Here is a 17,149-nt window from a genome sequence, read left to right as displayed (position 1 = left end):
ACGGAATTCAGGGAGTCGTTGTTCAAAAGGGCGGGCATTTTAACAGGCTGGCAAGATTCTGCTGCCCTGGATCGACGGTGTGACGTACCACTCGATCTAAATTTGCCGCTTTTGATACTTTGCCGCAGGATGTCTGGGTTTTTAAGACAATTGCTTACAGCCTGCGTATTTGATAACCCCTATCATTGGTGATTATCAGGCCGCACGTCATAATGCCCGCCGCCAACGAATTTTTGCAGAGTCTAGGGAGCTAGCTTGTCTACGCCTGTCGAACCCTTGCGTTTGCTGCTACTGGCCGATACGCCTGAGTGGGCAGCGTTGTTGCGCGAGTGCCTGGCGCCGATGGGCGATGGGGCTGTGCTGATCAGCGCACCCAACTGGGACTCGGTGAGTCGTCTGTTCGATGACGACGACAGCGCCGTGCTGTTGACCACGCCCAGCCTGCAACCCGGCCCTGGTCGTTGCAGCTTGCCGTGCGTGTTGTTGTTGGAGCAGGAACCGCTTGTTTCGCCGCTCGGCGTCAGTGACTGGCTGATCCGCAATGCGTTGGACGCCGACACCCTGCGTCGTTGCCTGCGCCATGTGCGTGAGCGTGGTGTGCTGGAAAACACCCTGCAACGCCTGGCCGAGCAGGATCCGCTCACCGGCATCGCCAACCGCCAGGGCTTTCAGACTCTGCTGGCCGCTCGGTTGGCCGAGAACGAAGGCCGCGGCTTGGCCCTCGGTCACCTGGACCTCGATAATTTCCGCCATGCCAACGATGCCCTCGGCCATCAGGCTGGCGACCGCTTGATCCTGCAAGTGGTCTCGCGGCTCAAGAGCCAGCTCGAAGCCGGTGATCAACTGGCGCGCCTGGGCAGCGACGAATTTGCCCTGCTGATTGATACGCGCCGCGCGCCCCAGCGCGCGGAGTGGATGGCCGAGCGCATCACCGAAGCGATGGCCGAGCCGTATTGGGTGGATGGCGAAAGCCTGCTGATCGGTTGCAGCCTGGGCGTGGCCCATGCCCGCGCCCGTGCCGGCGCCGACCCGCTGATGTGGCACGCCCACATCGCCATGCAGCAAGCCAAGAGCACCCAGGGCTGCACCTTTCACATCTTCAACGAGCGCATCAACCGCAACGCGCGCAGCCTGGCCGACCTGGAAAGCGAGCTGCGCCGTGCCTTGCGCCGCGATGAACTGGAACTGCATTACCAGCCGCGCCTCGACCTGGACGACGGGCATATCGTTGGCCTGGAAGCCCTGGTGCGCTGGCGCCACGGCGAGCGTGGCCTGTTGCCGCCGAGTGAATTCGTGCCACTGGCCGAACAGAGTGGGCTGATTGTACCGTTGGGTTACTGGGTGATTTCCCGGGCCTTGCGTGACATGCAAGACCTGCGCGAACGCGGCCTGCCGCCGCTGCATATGGCGGTAAACCTGTCGTTTCGCCAGTTCCAGGACAGCCAGCTGCTTTCTACGCTGAGCCGGCTGATCAGCGAGCGCGGCGTGGAAGCGCAATGGTTGGAATTCGAACTGACCGAAACCGCCGTGATGCGCCGCAGTGACCTGGTCAAGCAGACCATGGACGCCCTTGGCCGTTTGGGCGTGCGGTTTTCCCTGGATGACTTCGGCACCGGTTTCTCTTCGTTCGTGCACCTCAACAGCCTGCCGATTGCGTTGTTGAAAATCGACAAGAGCTTTGTCGGCGGCATGGAAGAGCGTGAGGAAAACCGCAAGCTGGTGCACGCCATGATCAACCTGGCGCACAACCTCAATCTGGAAGTGGTGGCCGAAGGTGTGGAAACCCCCGAGCAACTGGCGCTGTTGCGGCTGTTCGGCTGCGACCAGGCCCAGGGTTACCTGATCAGCAAGCCGCTGCCGTTGCCGGAGTTGGTGGAATACCTGACCTTCGGCAATGGCCAGCACACCTGCGTGAGCGAGGGGCTCTAGTCAACCTGTGCAGCCTGAAAGCCGGTGTCGGCTTCGGGCTCCGGGCCTTCCCGGCGAATCATCCGCTTCATCTTCGCTTCAAACGCCCAGGTCAGGCTAATCGCGGCGCAAGCCAGGCCCAGCGCCAGGCCCCACCACACGCCGGTGGGACCCCAGCCCAACGTGAAGGCCATCAACCAGGCTGAAGGCGCGCCAATCAACCAGTAGCAGCCTGCACCGATCAGGAAGGTGGTCTTGGCGTCTTTGAGCCCGCGAATGCAACCCATCGCGATGGTTTGCACGCCGTCGAACAGTTCGAACCATGCTGCGACGGCGAGCAGGCTGACGGCCAGGACGATCACATCGTGGAACGCCGGGTTGTCGTGGTCGATTAGCAGTCCAATCAGCGGGTCTGAAAACAGCCACAGCACGGCGGCAAATCCCAGCATTATTGCCGCGCCAAAGCCTATGCCGACGCGCCCGGCCATGCGCGCATGCAGCAATTGCCCGGCGCCGTAATGCTGGCCGATGCGCATGGTCACCGCGTAGGACATCCCCGCGGGCACCATAAAGGCCACCGACACGATTTGCAGGGCGATCTGGTGCGCTGCCAACTGCGTGCTGCCCATGGTGCCCATGCACAGTGCCGCAAAGGCAAACAGCCCGACCTCCACCGCATAGGTACCGCCAATCGGCAGGCCCAGGCGCCACAGCTCGCGCAAGTACTGGGTGTTGAGGCGCAGCAGCCCGGTGCCCAGCGGGTAGGCTGCATAAGCCCGGTTGCTGCGGATGTACCACATCAACGCCAGCGCCATGCTGTTGGCGACAATGGCCGTGACTAAACCAATGCCCATCAAGCCGAGCTTGGGCAGGCCGAACATGCCTTCGATCAGCGCGTGGTTGAGCAGGTAGTTGACCACCGTGCCGCCGAGGCTGATCACCATCACCGGAGTGGCCTTGCCGATGGCGCTGGTGAAACCGCGCAGGGCCATGAAGCTCAGGTAGCCAGGCAGGGCGAACGGCAGCATGGTCAGAAATTGCCCTGCCGAGTGCACGTTGGTTTCGGTCTGGCCGAACATCAGCAGCACCGGCTTGAGGTTCCACAGCAGCAGGGCCGCCGCCAAGGCCATCAGCCAGGCCAGCCACAGCCCGGCCTGAGTCAGGCGGGTGGCGCCTTCGATATCGCCCGCGCCGTGGCGGATCGCAACCAAGGTGCCCACGGCGGCAATCACGCCGATGCAGAAAATCGCGACGAACGAATAACTCGCCGCGCCCAGGCCGCCACCGGCCAGGGCTTCGGGGCTCAGGCGCGCCATCATCAGGGTGTCGGTCAACACCATCAGCATGTGTGCCAACTGTGAGGCAATCAACGGCCCTGACAGCCGCAGAATGGCCCAGAGTTCGGTACGTGCCGGATGCTGCATGATCATCACGCTCAAAAAGTCAGAGGGTTGGGGAGGGGTTGATTCTCGGCGCTTCCAGCCCATTGCACAAAGGGATAAATGCGATCGTTTGCATGATTAAAACTCATGTCTGATTGATTCTGGTAGGGTTTCAGCACTGTGCTGTCGGAGCTTTCCCAATGTCTCGTCGTCTTCCTCCTCTTTATGCGTTGCGTGCCTTTGAAGCGGCCTCGCGGCACAGCTCCTTCACCCGCGCCGCGGAGGAGCTGTCGATTACCCAAAGTGCGGTGAGCCGACATATCCGCACGCTCGAAGAGCATTTCGCCTGCCGCCTGTTCCAGCGCAACGGCCGCGCCTTGCAGCTCACTGAGGCGGCGCGCCTGTTGTTGCCCGGCGTGCGCGAAGGGTTTGCGGCGCTGGAGCGGGCCTGCCATACCTTGAATGCCGAAGATGACATCCTGCGCATGAAGGCCCCCTCCACATTGACCATGCGCTGGCTGCTCGCGCGGCTCAGCCGCTTCCGGGCGCTGCAGCCGGGCAATGAGGTGCAACTGACCAGCGCCTGGATGAGCGTGGACGAGGTGGACTTCAATCAGGAGCCTTTCGACTGTGCGGTGCTGCTGAGCGATGGGCATTTTCCAGCGGATTGGGAGGCCCGTTACCTGTTCCCGGAGCTGTTGATTCCTGTCGGCGCGCCGAACCTGCTGGAGGATGGACCTTGGGATGCCGCGCGCCTGGCCACCGCCGAGTTGCTGCACCCCACGCCCGACCGGCGAGACTGGCGCAACTGGCTGGAGCGCATGCAGCTGTCGTCCCAAGTGTCACTCAAGGGCGGGCAGGTGTTCGACACCCTGGAGCTGGGCATGATCGCTGCTGCGCGGGGCTACGGCGTGTCCATGGGCGATTTGCTGATGGTGGCTGAAGACGTCGCCCAGGGACGATTGAGCCTGCCGTGGCCGACGGCGGTGGCCAGTGGGGAAAGTTACTACCTGGTGTGGCCAAAAACCCGCCCTGGCGGCGAGCGCTTGCGACGGTTGGCGGATTTTCTGCAAGGCGAGGTGCAGGCGATGGTGTTGCCTGCGGTAGAGCGCCTCGACTGAAGGGGTGGAAGCGTTGGTTCGCAACCGTTTGCGTCATACCCCTGTGAATCGCTCAAGTATTGCTGCGGCCAGCCGAAGTAGGTGTGTTGGAACTATCGTGCACCAACGTTTCCCATCAGATAATTTGCCGAGCAGCGCTATGAGATCAGGATGATCCTGGCCTCGGCCAGGAGCTGTCATGTCTCAACCTCGCGCCCGGATTGCCTCCCAGTTAGGCCTCGCGTTAGCCGTGATTCTGGCTGTCGTTATCAGCGGCAGTACGGTGTTTGCCTTGCGTTCCCTCGACTCCGCCAACCTCGACACCCGCGAGGAACACCTGGCCAGTGAGGCGCGTCTGCTCGCCGACCAGCTCAATACCTTCCACGGCACCTTGCGCGAGAGCACTCAGCGTTTGAGCGGGCTGTTTGAAAAGCGCTTCGGCGCCGGGTTGAGCGTGCATGTGGACCAACCCGTGACCGTAGCCGGTGTTCAGACGCCCAGCCTGTACCTGGGCAGCGAGGTGCTGAATAACAACTTTGATGAAGTGGATGAGTTCAAGCAAATGTCCGGCGGCGTGGCCACCGTATTTGTGCGCAGTGGCGACGACTTCATCCGGATCAGCACGTCCCTGACCAAGCAGGATGGCAACCGCGCCATCGGCACCGTCCTCGACCGTCAGGGCCCGGCCTATCAGCGCGTTGTGGGTGGGCAGACCTACATCGGCAGGGCGGTGTTGTTCGATCGCTCCTACATGACCCAGTACAGCCCGGTGCGTGACAGCGGCGGTAAGGTCATCGCCGTGCTGTTCATCGGTTTTGACTACACCGATGCGCAGAACGCCCAATTCGAAAACCTCAAGCGTTTCCGAATTGGCCAGACCGGTTCCCTTGCGCTGCTGGATGAGCAAAAGCACTGGCTGGTGCCACCCGCCGGCGTGCAGGCGCTGGATCAATCGGTGCCGGTGATGCTGGACCTGGCCAAGACCCCAGGCAAAGGCCGCTTCTGGAGCGACAAGAACGAAGATTTCTATAGCGTTTCGGTACCGTTCGAAGGTGGTCCGTGGGCTGTAGTCGCGAGCATGCCGAAAGCTGAAATCCGTGCTGTGACCTGGGCCGTGGGTATTCGCCTGGTGATCGGCAGCGTGCTGGCGATGTTGCTGGCGGTGGGCGCCACGGTCTGGCTGCTGCGCAGCAAGTTGCAGCCCCTGAGTGACCTGGTGCGTCAGGCCGAGTCCCTGGGGGCGGGCGATCTGAGCGCGCGCTTGAACGTGTCCAGCCATGACGAAATCGGCCAACTGGCGCGCAGCTTCAACCAGATGGGCGAAGCGCTGTCGACCATGGTCTCGCATATCCGTAACGCAGCCGAAGAGGTCAACAGCCGCGCCCAGGCCTTATCCGGCTTGTCCGGCGGTGCCTATGAGGGCATGGAGCAGCAATCCGGCGAAATCACCAGCATGGCCGGCGCGGTAGAGGAGTTCAGCGCCACGTCGTTGAATATCGCCGACAACATGGGCAATACCGAACGCCTGGCCCAGGAAAACGCCCAGCAGACCCGCATTGGCCGCACCTCGATGCAGGAGGCGTCGTCGTCGCTGGAACACATCGCCACCGCCCTGAACAGCACGGCCACGGTGATCAACACCCTCGGCCAGCGCTCCCAGGAAATCGGCGGGATCGTCGGCGTGATCACCTCGATTGCCGAACAGACCAACTTGCTGGCGCTCAACGCCGCCATTGAAGCCGCCCGCGCAGGGGAGCAAGGCCGTGGGTTTGCTGTGGTGGCCGACGAAGTACGTAACCTGGCATCGCGTACCCGTGAAGCCACCGATGAAATTTCCGGCATGATCCAGAGCATTCAGAAGGAAACGGGCAACGCCATCAGCACCATGGAGCAAGGCAACGCGCTGATGCAGGAAGGCCTGTCGCGCAACGCCGACGTGGCCTCGGCCCTGGCGCGTATCGACGAGCAAAGTCGCTCGGCCGGCCAGCAATTCGCCGCGATTACCACCGCCACCCAAGAGCAGAGCAGCACCGCGACCTTGCTCAGCAGCAACCTGCAGAGCATCGCGCTGGCCAACAGCGAGCAGCGGGAAGTGGTGTCCAACCTGGCGATTACCGCCAAGGAACTGGAGACATTGGCGGCGAGCCTGCGCCATGAGGTGGATCGGTTTCGCTGAGCCACCGCTGTACAAAATGTGGGAGGTTCACCCCCTCCCACATTTGGCTCTGCGCCAAGCTTAAGTGATCGCCGCCGGGCGGTATTGCAGGGCCTCTTTCAGGTGGTCGCGGGTAATGGTATCTACCTGATCCAGATCCGCCAGGGTGCGTGCCACCTTGAGCAGTCGATGGGCCGCGCGCAACGATAGGGTCAGTCGTTCACAGGCCGTTTCCAGCCAGCTTTCATCCACCTTCGCGAGCTTGCAGTGCTCGCGCAGCCCCGGCAGATCAAGAAAGGCATTCGCACAGCCCTGGCGCTTTTGCTGATGCTCGCGAGCCTGGGCGACCCGCGCTGAGGCATGGGCGGTATCCTCGCCCACCTGTTGGATCGGGTTCAGCGCCGTCGTTTCCCTTGCCACGGTCAGGTGCAAGTCAATCCGGTCCAGCAGCGGTCCTGAGAGCTTGTTGCGATACCGCTGAATCTGCTCCGGCGTACAGCGACAGCGCCCGCTGGGTTCGCCCATATAGCCGCAAGGGCAGGGGTTCATCGCCGCGACCAGTTGGAAGCGCGCCGGGAAACTCACTCGGTCGCGAGCGCGGGAAATCACGATATGCCCCGACTCCAGCGGTTCACGCAGCACTTCCAACACCTTGCGATCAAATTCCGGCAGCTCATCGAGAAACAGCACCCCATGATGAGCCAGGGTGATTTCTCCCGGCTGTGGTTTCGAGCCGCCGCCCACCAGTGCCGGGCCTGATGCCGAGTGATGCGGTTGGCGGAACGGTCGATGGGGCCAATGGCTCAGCGGTGCCAGGCTTACAACTGATTGAATCGCGGCAACCTCAAGCGCCTCCTGTTCGCTCAACGGCGGCAACAAACCTGGCAGGCGGCTGGCGAGCAAGGTCTTGCCGGTGCCGGGCGGCCCACTGAACAAAAGGTTATGCGCGCCCGCTGCCGCAATCAGCAACGCTCGCTTGGCCGCGAGCTGGCCCTGGACTTCACTCAGGTCCGGATAGGGCTTGTTCAAGTACATCAAACCATCGGACTTGTATGGCTCGATCGGCACATGCCCATTCAGGTGCGCCACCACTTGCAGCAGGTGGTCCACCGCAATCACCTTCAACCCCGACGCCAGGCACGCCTCCTCGGCATTCGCCCGAGGCACTATCACGGTGCGCCCGGCCTTGCGCGCCGCCAGCGCGGCTGGCAACACGCCTTTTACCGCACGCACTTCGCCGGAAAGCGCCAACTCCCCCAGGCATTCCACGTCATCGAGCATCAACGCCGGCACCTGCGCGCTGGCCGCCAGGATTCCCAGGGCAATCGCCAGGTCAAAACGGCCGCCGTCCTTGGGCAGGTCGGCGGGCGCTAGATTGAGGGTGATCCGGCGGGCAGGGTATTGCAACGCGGAGTTGAGAATAGCGCTGCGTACGCGGTCCTTGCTTTCCTTGACCGCGGTTTCCGGCAGCCCCACCAGCGTCAGGGACGGCAGACCATTGGCCATATGCACCTCGACGGTGACGGCAGGGGCTTCGACGCCGATCTGGGCGCGGCTGTGGACGATGGCGAGGGACATGCTCGTTCCTTGAAAAGGGGAGGCCGCTTCCTGCGGTGTTTCAAGGGTAGACGAGGTAGGGAAGAGCGAGGCGGGGAGGTTTTACAGAACGTATCCAGAACAAAAGGTTGAGCAAATGTGCGAGGGGGCTTGCTCCCGATAGCAATGTGTCAGTCAGCATTGATACCGGCTGATACACCGCCATCGGGAGCAAGCCCCCTCCCACACTGATCGCATTTATTCAGCAGGAGGGGTCAACCGTGCTTCCAGCTCTGCAACTTTCGCCTCCAGGCTCTCCAACCGCGCACGGGTGCGGGCGAGAACCACCATCTGGCTATCAAACTCTTCACGACTCACCAGGTCGAGCTTGCTGAAACCGCTTTGCAGCAAGGCCTTGAACTGGCTTTCGATTTCATTGCGGGGCAGCGGGGTGTCGCCGCTGAACAGACGAGAGGCGTGGCCGCTCAGGGCGTCGAGGAGGTCTTTGGGCGCGAGCATGAGGAATATTCCGGAAAACTGTTGGCGGGCAGTGTATCACGCAGCGTCTATAGTCTTTTTCACGGCCTGAGTCGCACGCTTTTCGCGCATCAGGCTGGGCAGCTATGCGCTGTTTTAGTGCGCATTGCCGTCGCCAGATAGCCCCGCTGGTGGGCTTGAGTGGGCAAAGGACTGATTTCAGTGATTTTTACGGAGCTGGCAAGGTTTCTGCTTAGACGATCATGACCCATGCACTGATGCAGTCGCTGTGACGAATGCAGTGCGCCGACGGATCAGGGGTACAGGTTTCGTCACCAGTGGTTCGCTGGCGTCGCAATGGCAACTGCCCTGCGACGATGCGTTACAAAGCCAGGCACTGCGCTTAGACTTGAGACGGGTTTGTTTTCCTGGGGCAAGTCCACCAATTCGGGAGAGAGTTTTCATGAAGCTAGTCACTGCCATCATCAAGCCGTTCAAGTTGGACGATGTACGCGAGTCGTTGTCCGAGATCGGCGTGCAGGGCATTACCGTTACTGAGGTCAAGGGCTTCGGTCGGCAGAAGGGTCACACCGAGCTGTATCGCGGCGCGGAATATGTAGTCGATTTCCTGCCGAAGGTGAAGATTGATGTCGCTATTGACGACAAGGATCTTGACCGGGTTATCGAGGCGATAACCAAGGCCGCCAACACCGGCAAGATCGGTGACGGCAAGATCTTCGTGGTCAATCTGGAACAGGCTATTCGCATCCGTACCGGCGAAACCGATACCGACGCAATCTAAGCCGCCAAACCCCAACGCCCCAGGAGAAAACAATATGACTCTGCGTAAATTCGCAGGGCTCGGAGCCCTGTTGTCCATCGTAATGCCAAGCCTGGCCATGGCGGCAGACGAAGTGGCTGCTCCAGTCCTCAATTCCGGCGACACCGCCTGGATGCTCACATCCACTGCGCTGGTGCTGTTCATGACCATTCCAGGCCTGGCGCTGTTCTACGGCGGCATGGTGCGCTCCAAAAACATTCTTTCGGTAATGATGCAGTGCTTCGCCATCACGGGCCTGATCAGCATCCTGTGGGTCGTCTACGGCTATAGCATCGCGTTCGATACCACGGGTATGGAACAGGGTGTGGTCAACTTCAATTCCTTCTTCGGCGGCATGGGCAAGGCGTTCCTGGCGGGTGTGACCCCAGCCAGCATCACCGGGCCGGCTGCGCTGTTCCCGGAAGCAGTGTTCATCACCTTCCAGATGACCTTCGCCATCATCACCCCGGCACTGATCGTCGGTGCGTTCGCCGAACGCATGAAGTTCTCCGCCATGCTGATCTTCATGGCTATCTGGTTCACTCTGGTCTATGCGCCAATCGCCCACATGGTGTGGAGCGGCAACGGTGGCCTGCTATGGGACTGGGGCGTGCTGGACTTCGCCGGCGGCACCGTGGTGCACATCAATGCCGGTGTTGCTGGCCTGGTGGCGTGCATCGTGCTCGGCAAGCGTAAAGGCTTCCCGACCACTCCAATGGCGCCTCACAACCTGGGCTACACCCTGGTGGGTGCTGCCATGCTGTGGGTTGGCTGGTTCGGCTTCAACGCCGGCTCGGCGGCTGCGGCCAACGGCACCGCCGGTATGGCGATGCTGGTGACTCAGATTGCTACCGCTGCTGCAGCACTGGGCTGGATGTTCGCCGAGTGGATCACTCACGGTAAGCCAAGCGCACTGGGCATCGCCTCGGGTGTCGTGGCTGGTCTGGTAGCCGTTACGCCTGCCGCTGGCACTGTTGGCCCGATGGGCGCTCTGGTGATCGGCCTGGTGGCCGGTGTGATCTGCTTCTTCTGCGCCACCAGCCTCAAGCGCAAACTGGGCTATGACGACTCCCTGGACGCATTCGGCGTGCACGGTATCGGTGGTATCGTCGGTGCGATCCTCACCGGTGTGTTTGCAGCCCCTGCATTGGGCGGCTTCGGCACCGTGACTGACATCGCAGCTCAAGTCTGGATCCAGTGCAAAGGTGTCGGCTTCACCGTGATCTACACGGCCATCGTCACCTACGTCATCCTCAAGGTGCTGGACATGGTCATGGGCCTGCGTGTCACCGAAGAGGAAGAGGCTGTCGGCCTCGACCTGGCGCAACACAACGAACGCGGCTACAACCTGTAAGTACGCGAAAAAAAGATGCCCGGCTTGCCGGGCATTTTTTTGCCTGGCGTTTGTCAGTCATAACAAGCTGTGCCGGTTTTTGCGCAGAGTTTGTCATGCACTTTCCACCGTGCGAATGTCTTACAGGCATGTAGGCGTATTCGGCACTTTGTTTTTTCCCAGAGCGCGCTAGAATGCGCGCCGATGGGCGGAGAACTGTATGTGGCAACAGACCCTGATTACCCTGCGGGCCAAGCCCCGGGGCTTTCACCTGGTGACTGACGAGTTGCTTGCCGGTTTGCCTGAACTGAAGGCCTGCCGTGTGGGCCTGTTGCACCTGTGGCTGCAGCACACCTCGGCCTCGTTGACCGTCAACGAGAATGCCGATCCGGCGGTTCGTCGTGACTTCGAGCGTTTTTTCAACTCGCTGGTGCCGCAGGGCCGCGCCGGGTTCGAACACAACGACGAAGGTCTGGATGATCTGCCGGCGCACTTCAAGGCCAGTCTCCTGGGCTGCCAGCTGAGTTTGCCGGTCAAGGCCGGCCGCTTGGCGATAGGGACCTGGCAAGGTGTTTATCTGGGCGAGCACCGTGATCATGGCGGTGCTCGTAAAGTCCTCGCCACCTTGCACGGTGATGGGGCATAAGCCACTGGTTATCCGGTGGATGTTGATTTTTCCCCGGTGACCTCGACAGAGGATGAAGCTGGGCTATAACTAATCTGCTTTTCGCAAGTCATGAGGTAGAACATGAGCGACGATGATCTGGAAAACGACGACCTCGAAGTAGGTGACGACGACGAGGCCGAAGATAGTCTTGATGCGGCAGCAGTTGACGACGTTGCTGACGAGGCCGATGACGGTGGTGGCGATGACGCGGCTCCCAAAGCCAAGGGCAAAGCCAAGGCTGCTGTTTCGGTAGATGAATTGCCGAGCGTTGAAGCCAAGAATAAAGAGCGCGATGCGCTGGCCCGTGCGATGGAAGAGTTTCTTGCCAAAGGCGGCAAAGTGGTCGAAGTCGAGCCCAATGTGGTTGCAGACCCGCCCAAGAAGCCGGATAACAAGTACGGCAGCCGACCTATCTAAGGTCAGCCACCTGCTTGTAAGAAAAAGCCCGCCGTCGCTGCGGGTTTTTTCATGCCTGTAATAACCGGCTACAGGTCACCCCCAATCAAGTGTGGGAGGGGGCTTGCTCCCGATTACAGTAGGTCAGTCAATACATCGGGAGACTGATACACCGCTATCGGGAGCAAGCCCCCTCCCACATTTTTCTCACCCGTATTACTGCCAGCTATGAAGTAACGCCGGCAACTCCGTCAGGCTGCGAATCTGTGCGTCCGGGAGTTTATCCCCTTCCCACACCTTGCCCGACGGGTTAAACCACACCGCCCGCAGCCCCGCCTGCTGCGCCCCAGCAATGTCGTCCCCGGGGTGGTCGCCAACATGCACCGCCGCACTGGCATCTACTCCGCCGCGCTGCAGCGCTTCCTGGAACAGCCGCGCATCCGGCTTGGCGATGCCGATATCTTCAGCGCGCAGCGCAAAGTGAAAATAGTCCGCCAGGCCAACACGCTGCACATCGGCATTGCCATTGGTGATCACACCCAGCAGAAAGTGCTGGCGCAGTGCTTGCAGCATCGGCTCGGCTTCAGGGAAGGGTGTGAGCTGATGGCGGGCGTGAATGAACGCTTCGAAGCACACGTCGGCCATTTCCGTGGCCTCAGGCTGTGGGTAACCGGCCTCTTCAAACGCATGCATCAAGACTCGGTGGCGCAGGACGCTGATGCGGTGTTTGAGTTCGGGATGACGTTGCAGTACCTGCTGGCGCAGGCTGGCAAAATGCTCCAGGGGCAGGTCGCCAACTTTGGCGGCGTGGGTGGCCAGCCATTCGCGCATCGACGCTTCGGCGCCGATGATGACGGGTACGTTGTCCCAGAGCGTGTCGTCCAGGTCGAAGGTGATCAGCTTGATACTCATGAGTCGCCGCCCTTGATGCGTTTGGCCCGTGGATGGGCGCTGTCGTAGACCGTTGCCAGGTGTTGGAAGTCCAGATGGGTGTAGATCTGCGTGGTCTTGATATCGGAATGGCCGAGCAGTTCCTGCACGGCGCGCAGATCCTGGGACGATTCCAGCATATGGCTGGCAAAGGAGTGCCGCAGCATATGCGGGTGCAGGTTCTGCCCCAGCTCGCGCTCGCCCGCGGCCTTGACCCGTACCTGGATGGCGCGTGGCCCCAGGCGCCGACCTTGCTGGCTGATAAACACCGCGTCGTCCACCGGGTTGGCCAGGGCGCGCAGCGGCAGCCAGGTTTGCAGGGCTTCGCGGGCTTTCCTGCCCACCGGCAGCACCCGAGTCTTGCTGCCCTTGCCGAGCACCTGCACCAGGCCGTCGGCCAGGTCCAGTTGATCGAGGTTCAGCCCCGTCAGCTCCGATAGGCGCAGGCCTGAAGAGTAGAACAGTTCGAGGATCGCCTGGTCGCGATGGGCGAGGAAATCGTCCTCCACGGCGCCATCGAGCAACTGCAGGGTGCGGTCGGTATCCAGGGTCTTGGGCAGGCGTCGTTCGCCTTTCGGCGGAGCCAGGCCATTGGCCGGGTCGTGGTCGCAGAGGCCTTCGCGATTGAGGTAGTGATACAGGCCGCGCACCGCCGACAGCAGGCGCGACAGGCTGCGTGAGGACTGGCCCGCCTGGTGCAACCTTGCGATCAGGCTGCGCAGGCTCTGGATATCCAGGGCCTTCCAACTGCCGATCTGCTGTTTTTCGCAGTAGGCCAGGACCTTGTTCAAGTCCCGTCGGTAAGCTTCCAGCGTATGGGGCGACACCTGGCGCTCGTTGCGCAGGTGAGCGCAATAAGCGTCCAGTTGCCGTTCCATGGCTAGCGCACCGCGCGAAGGGCGGTGGTGAAGCGCGGCAATACGCGGCCCAGCACTTCGGCGATGTAGGTCAGGAACAGCGTGCCCACCGAGCTTTTGTAGTGCGCGGGATCGCGGCTGGCAATGGCCAGTACGCCGTGCAGGCCTTGATGGCTGAGGGCGACTACGGCGGTAGAGCCGATCTGCTTGCGCTGTTCGGCGCCGAACAGGAAGTCCAGTTCATGCTCGCGCAAGGTGCCGCTGATGGTCTTGCCTTCGGAAAGCAGGCCGCCGATCGCGGTTTGTGCGTCGTTGCCGCTGACCCAGCGACCTACCGGCATCGGGTTGTCGCTGAACAGGATCAGGCTGACAAAAGGCACCTGGAAGTCCTGGCGCAGGCTGTCTTCCACGGCAATCACCGTTTCTTCCAGGCTGCCGGCGTCCATCAGGGTAAGAATCAGGCGGCGGGTTTTCTCGAACAGACGGTCGTTGTCGCGGGCGACATCCATCAGGTGCGAGAGCTTGTGGCGCATTTCGATATTGCGCTCGCGCAGGATCTTCATCTGTCGCTCCACCAGCGATACGGTATCGCCACGCTGGTGGGGGATGCGCAGGGCCGGCAGCAGTTCTTCGTGTTCGACGAAGAAGTCCGGATTAGCCTCAAGGTACGCCGCGACGGCAGCGGCCTCCAGACTTTCGCTCGGGGTTGCTTGTGCGGGCACTTGAGGCTTATCGGTCATTGGCTTGGCTCACTCATAGACGGACCTGTCCTTCGTATACGCGCGAGGCCGGCCCGGTCATCATCACCGGGTGGCCAGGGCCTGCCCATTCGATGGACAAGCGTCCACCGGGCAGGTCGATCAACAGCGGCGAATCCATCCACCCCTGGCTGATCGCGGCCACGGCAGCGGCGCAAGCACCTGTACCGCAGGCCTGGGTTTCGCCGGCGCCGCGTTCCCACACACGCAATTGCGCGCGGGAACGGTCAATCACCTGCAGGAAGCCCACATTGACCCGCGCCGGAAAGCGCGGGTGGTTTTCGATCTTCGGCCCCAGTTCATGCACGGGCGCAGTGTTGATGTCGTTGACCCGCAGCACGGCATGGGGGTTGCCCATGGAGACGGCCGCCAGGTCGACGATCTCGCCGTCGACATCCACTGCATAGCTGGTGGCCTGCTCGGTGGCCTGGAACGGAATATCCGCCGGCACCAGGCGTGGCGCACCCATGTTGACGCTGATCTGGCCGTCGCTGCGGATATCCAGCTCGATCACACCGCTCTTGGTCTCGACGCGAATCTGCCGCTTGGCGGTCAGGCGCTTGTCCAGCACAAAGCGTGCAAAGCAGCGCGCACCGTTGCCGCACTGTTCCACTTCGGAGCCGTCGGAGTTGAAGATCCGATAACGGAAATCCACCTCCGGGTTGCTTGGCGCCTCGACGATCAACAATTGGTCGAAACCAATCCCGGTATGCCGGTCGCCCCACTGTTTAGCGTGCTTGGGCAGGATGTGCGCGTGCTGGCTGACCAGGTCGAGGACCATGAAATCGTTGCCCAGCCCGTGCATCTTGGTAAAACGCAGCAGCATGGCTTACTCCGGCAGCAGGCTTTCGCCAGCATACAACTCGGCTACCGTCTCGCGGCGACGCACTTCAAACGCTTGATCACCGTCCACCAGCACCTCGGCGGTACGCCCGCGGGTGTTGTAGTTGGAACTCATGACAAACCCGTAGGCACCGGCCGAATGCACGACCAGCAGGTCGCCTTCTTCCAGGGCCAGTTGACGATCCTTGGCCAGGAAGTCACCGGTCTCGCAGATCGGGCCGACGATGTCATAGGCGCGCACTTCGCTGTTGCGAGGCGTCACCGCGGTGACATTCATCCAGGCCTGGTACAGCGCAGGGCGGATCAGGTCGTTCATCGCCGCGTCGACGATGGCAAAGTCCTTGTGCTCGGTGTGCTTGAGGTACTCGACCTGGGTCAGCAGCACGCCGGCGTTGGCGACGATATAGCGGCCCGGCTCGAACATCAGCGTCAGGTCGCGGCCTTCGATGCGCTCACGCACGGCCTGGATATAGTCGGCGATCGCCGGGGGTTCTTCATCGCGATAACGCACGCCCACGCCACCGCCGAGGTCGATGTGGTGCAGGTAGATACCGCATTCGCCCAGGCGGTCGATCAATGCCAGCAGGCGGTCGAGGGCATCCAGGAACGGTGGCAGTGTGGTCAGTTGCGAGCCGATATGGCAGTCGACACCCAGCACCTCCAGGTTCGGCAGCTGGGCGGCGCGGATGTACACGTCTTCGGCGTCGGCAATGGCGATGCCGAATTTGTTCTCTTTGAGACCGGTGGAAATGTACGGGTGGGTGCCGGCATCGACGTCCGGGTTGACGCGCAGGGAGATCGGCGCACGAACGCCCATCTCGGCCGCGACGACTTGCAGGCGCTCCAACTCGTCGGTGGATTCGACATTGAAGCAATGCACGCCGACTTCCAGGGCCCGGCGCATGTCCTCGCGGCTCTTGCCGACGCCGGAGAACACGATCTTGTCGGCCTGGCCGCCGGCGGCCAGGACCCGTTCCAGCTCGCCACGGGAGACGATGTCGAAACCGGCGCCCAGACGCGCCAGGACATTCAGTACACCCAGGTTGGAGTTGGCCTTGACTGCGTAGCACACCAGGTGCGGTACGCCATCGAGAGGGTCGGTGAACGAGCGGTATTGGGCTTCGATATGCGCACGGGAGTACACGTAGGTTGGGGTACCAAAGCGCTGGGCAATCGCGGACAACGCCACGCCTTCCGCGAACAGCTCGCCGTCCCGGTAGTTAAAAGCGTCCATGGAGTTCCCTTATTCGTAGGTGTCGTGCTTATGCGCTTTGGATGGCTTTTGCGACGATTGCGCCTGTTCATTCGGGTCTTTGCTGTCATCGGGCAGGTACAGCGGGCCTTTTTGACCACAGGCACTAACGAGGCAAGCGACCGCGACGAGCGCAGCAAGGGAAGAGATCAGGCGCTTCATGGCGAAATCCTTGAATATGCATTAATTGCGCCCGAGTATACCGACCACCCGCCAGCTTGCCTATGCGCTGAAATACCCGTCCGGCGGGGGTTTGCCGAGATGACCGGGAAGCGGACTACGCTGGTTGAGGATATTTCACGCCGTCAATCGTGCTGAAATCGGTATCCTTTGCAATCGGCGAGGCTCGCCCGTATCGTGCGGCGCTTGAGCAAAACCAGACACTTTTGAGGTTGCCACAATGAGTTTGACCGAAGCCCGTTTTCACGACCTGGTGGATGCGACCCAGCAGGCGCTGGAAGATATTTTTGACGATAGCGGCCTGGATGTGGACCTGGAAAACTCGGCCGGCGTGCTGACCGTCAAGTTCGAGAACGGCACCCAGTTGATCTTCAGTCGCCAGGAGCCGTTGCGTCAGCTGTGGCTGGCTGCACGTTCCGGTGGTTTTCACTTCGACTACGACGAAGAAGAAAATCGTTGGGCACACGACACCACTGAGGAACTGCTGAGCGAAATGCTGGCTCGTCTCACGAAGGAACAGTCCGGCGCTGACCTGGACTTCGACGAGATTTGATC

At 61.5% G+C, this 17,149-nt stretch carries 17 protein-coding genes; 8 read left to right on the top strand and 9 right to left on the bottom strand.

Translation table 11 applies throughout. The features are described 5' to 3' along the window. Positions 1-255 precede the first annotated feature (255 nt). The gene (locus ACHPFG_RS30735) at positions 256-1,929 is read left to right on the top strand and encodes a putative bifunctional diguanylate cyclase/phosphodiesterase (protein WP_431701278.1); all 1,674 of its coding nucleotides are present in this window, start codon (positions 256-258) and stop codon (positions 1,927-1,929) included. Here ACHPFG_RS30735 and ACHPFG_RS30730 read toward each other — a convergent pair. Further along, entirely contained in the window at positions 1,926-3,338 is a 1,413-nt protein-coding gene (locus ACHPFG_RS30730; protein ID WP_431701277.1) for a NorM family multidrug efflux MATE transporter, read from the bottom strand. The two genes, ACHPFG_RS30735 and ACHPFG_RS30730, sit on opposite strands and share 4 nt — an antisense overlap. 152 nt (positions 3,339-3,490) lie before the next feature. Here ACHPFG_RS30730 and ACHPFG_RS30725 point away from each other — a divergent pair, with 152 nt between their 5' ends. Beyond that, positions 3,491-4,411: a LysR substrate-binding domain-containing protein gene (locus ACHPFG_RS30725; RefSeq protein WP_431701276.1), complete on the top strand. Its 921-nt coding sequence runs from the start codon at positions 3,491-3,493 to the stop codon at positions 4,409-4,411. Positions 4,412-4,589: 178 nt separating this feature from the next. Further along, on the top strand, positions 4,590-6,566 hold the full coding sequence (locus ACHPFG_RS30720; RefSeq protein WP_431701275.1) for a methyl-accepting chemotaxis protein: 1,977 nt from the start codon (positions 4,590-4,592) through the stop codon (positions 6,564-6,566). Positions 6,567-6,626: 60 nt separating this feature from the next. Here the strand turns inward: ACHPFG_RS30720 and ACHPFG_RS30715 are convergent, their stop codons facing one another. After that, a complete protein-coding gene (locus ACHPFG_RS30715; protein ID WP_431701274.1) occupies positions 6,627-8,123 on the bottom strand; it encodes a YifB family Mg chelatase-like AAA ATPase in 1,497 nt (498 codons plus the stop codon). A gap of 216 nt (positions 8,124-8,339) precedes the next feature. After that, positions 8,340-8,600 (bottom strand): accessory factor UbiK family protein, encoded by a 261-nt coding sequence (locus ACHPFG_RS30710; protein WP_027608312.1) that lies wholly within the window; start codon positions 8,598-8,600, stop codon positions 8,340-8,342. Between the two features lie 421 nt (positions 8,601-9,021). Between ACHPFG_RS30710 and glnK the strand changes: the two genes are divergently transcribed. The 4 genes from glnK to sutA all read left to right on the top strand — a co-directional run bounded on the left by glnK (position 9,022) and on the right by sutA (position 11,795). Then, entirely contained in the window at positions 9,022-9,360 is a 339-nt protein-coding gene (gene glnK, locus ACHPFG_RS30705; RefSeq protein WP_002555808.1) for a P-II family nitrogen regulator, read from the top strand. Between the two features lie 34 nt (positions 9,361-9,394). Then, the gene (locus ACHPFG_RS30700) at positions 9,395-10,732 is read left to right on the top strand and encodes an ammonium transporter (RefSeq protein WP_131697627.1); all 1,338 of its coding nucleotides are present in this window, start codon (positions 9,395-9,397) and stop codon (positions 10,730-10,732) included. A 199-nt stretch (positions 10,733-10,931) separates the two neighbouring features. Then, positions 10,932-11,357 carry a secondary thiamine-phosphate synthase enzyme YjbQ gene (locus ACHPFG_RS30695; protein WP_431701273.1) on the top strand — a complete coding sequence of 142 codons (426 nt, stop codon included), beginning with the start codon at positions 10,932-10,934 and terminating at the stop codon, positions 11,355-11,357. A 102-nt stretch (positions 11,358-11,459) separates the two neighbouring features. Beyond that, positions 11,460-11,795 carry a transcriptional regulator SutA gene (gene sutA, locus ACHPFG_RS30690; protein ID WP_131697626.1) on the top strand — a complete coding sequence of 112 codons (336 nt, stop codon included), beginning with the start codon at positions 11,460-11,462 and terminating at the stop codon, positions 11,793-11,795. A gap of 195 nt (positions 11,796-11,990) precedes the next feature. Here the strand turns inward: sutA and ACHPFG_RS30685 are convergent, their stop codons facing one another. The 6 genes from ACHPFG_RS30685 to lptM are packed head-to-tail and all read right to left on the bottom strand — an operon-like array spanning position 11,991 to position 16,576. Then, complete coding sequence (locus ACHPFG_RS30685) at positions 11,991-12,686, bottom strand: HAD family hydrolase (RefSeq protein ID WP_431701272.1); 696 nt, start codon at positions 12,684-12,686, stop codon at positions 11,991-11,993. Continuing rightward, entirely contained in the window at positions 12,683-13,582 is a 900-nt protein-coding gene (gene xerC, locus ACHPFG_RS30680) for a tyrosine recombinase XerC (RefSeq protein WP_431701271.1), read from the bottom strand. Before xerC ends, ACHPFG_RS30685 begins: the two co-directional genes overlap by 4 nt. A gap of 2 nt (positions 13,583-13,584) precedes the next feature. Continuing rightward, complete coding sequence (locus tag ACHPFG_RS30675; protein WP_131697623.1) at positions 13,585-14,301, bottom strand: DUF484 family protein; 717 nt, start codon at positions 14,299-14,301, stop codon at positions 13,585-13,587. A 13-nt stretch (positions 14,302-14,314) separates the two neighbouring features. Beyond that, positions 14,315-15,145 carry a diaminopimelate epimerase gene (gene dapF / locus ACHPFG_RS30670; RefSeq protein WP_431701270.1) on the bottom strand — a complete coding sequence of 277 codons (831 nt, stop codon included), beginning with the start codon at positions 15,143-15,145 and terminating at the stop codon, positions 14,315-14,317. A gap of 3 nt (positions 15,146-15,148) precedes the next feature. Continuing rightward, positions 15,149-16,396 carry a diaminopimelate decarboxylase gene (gene lysA / locus ACHPFG_RS30665; protein WP_431701269.1) on the bottom strand — a complete coding sequence of 416 codons (1,248 nt, stop codon included), beginning with the start codon at positions 16,394-16,396 and terminating at the stop codon, positions 15,149-15,151. Positions 16,397-16,405: 9 nt separating this feature from the next. After that, on the bottom strand, positions 16,406-16,576 hold the full coding sequence (gene lptM / locus ACHPFG_RS30660; protein ID WP_010207449.1) for an LPS translocon maturation chaperone LptM: 171 nt from the start codon (positions 16,574-16,576) through the stop codon (positions 16,406-16,408). Positions 16,577-16,814: 238 nt separating this feature from the next. On the opposite strand from lptM, the gene cyaY reads away from it, so the two are divergent. Continuing rightward, complete coding sequence (cyaY, locus tag ACHPFG_RS30655; protein ID WP_223014022.1) at positions 16,815-17,147, top strand: iron donor protein CyaY; 333 nt, start codon at positions 16,815-16,817, stop codon at positions 17,145-17,147. Positions 17,148-17,149: the final 2 nt, after the last annotated feature.

Origin of the sequence: Pseudomonas sp. BR20 (genome assembly GCF_050780135.1) — a bacterium.
In the GTDB taxonomy this organism is placed as follows: Bacteria; Pseudomonadota; Gammaproteobacteria; order Pseudomonadales; family Pseudomonadaceae; genus Aquipseudomonas.
The sequence above is the reverse complement of the archived record's forward strand: the minus strand, read 5'-3'. Positions and strand labels throughout refer to the sequence as shown.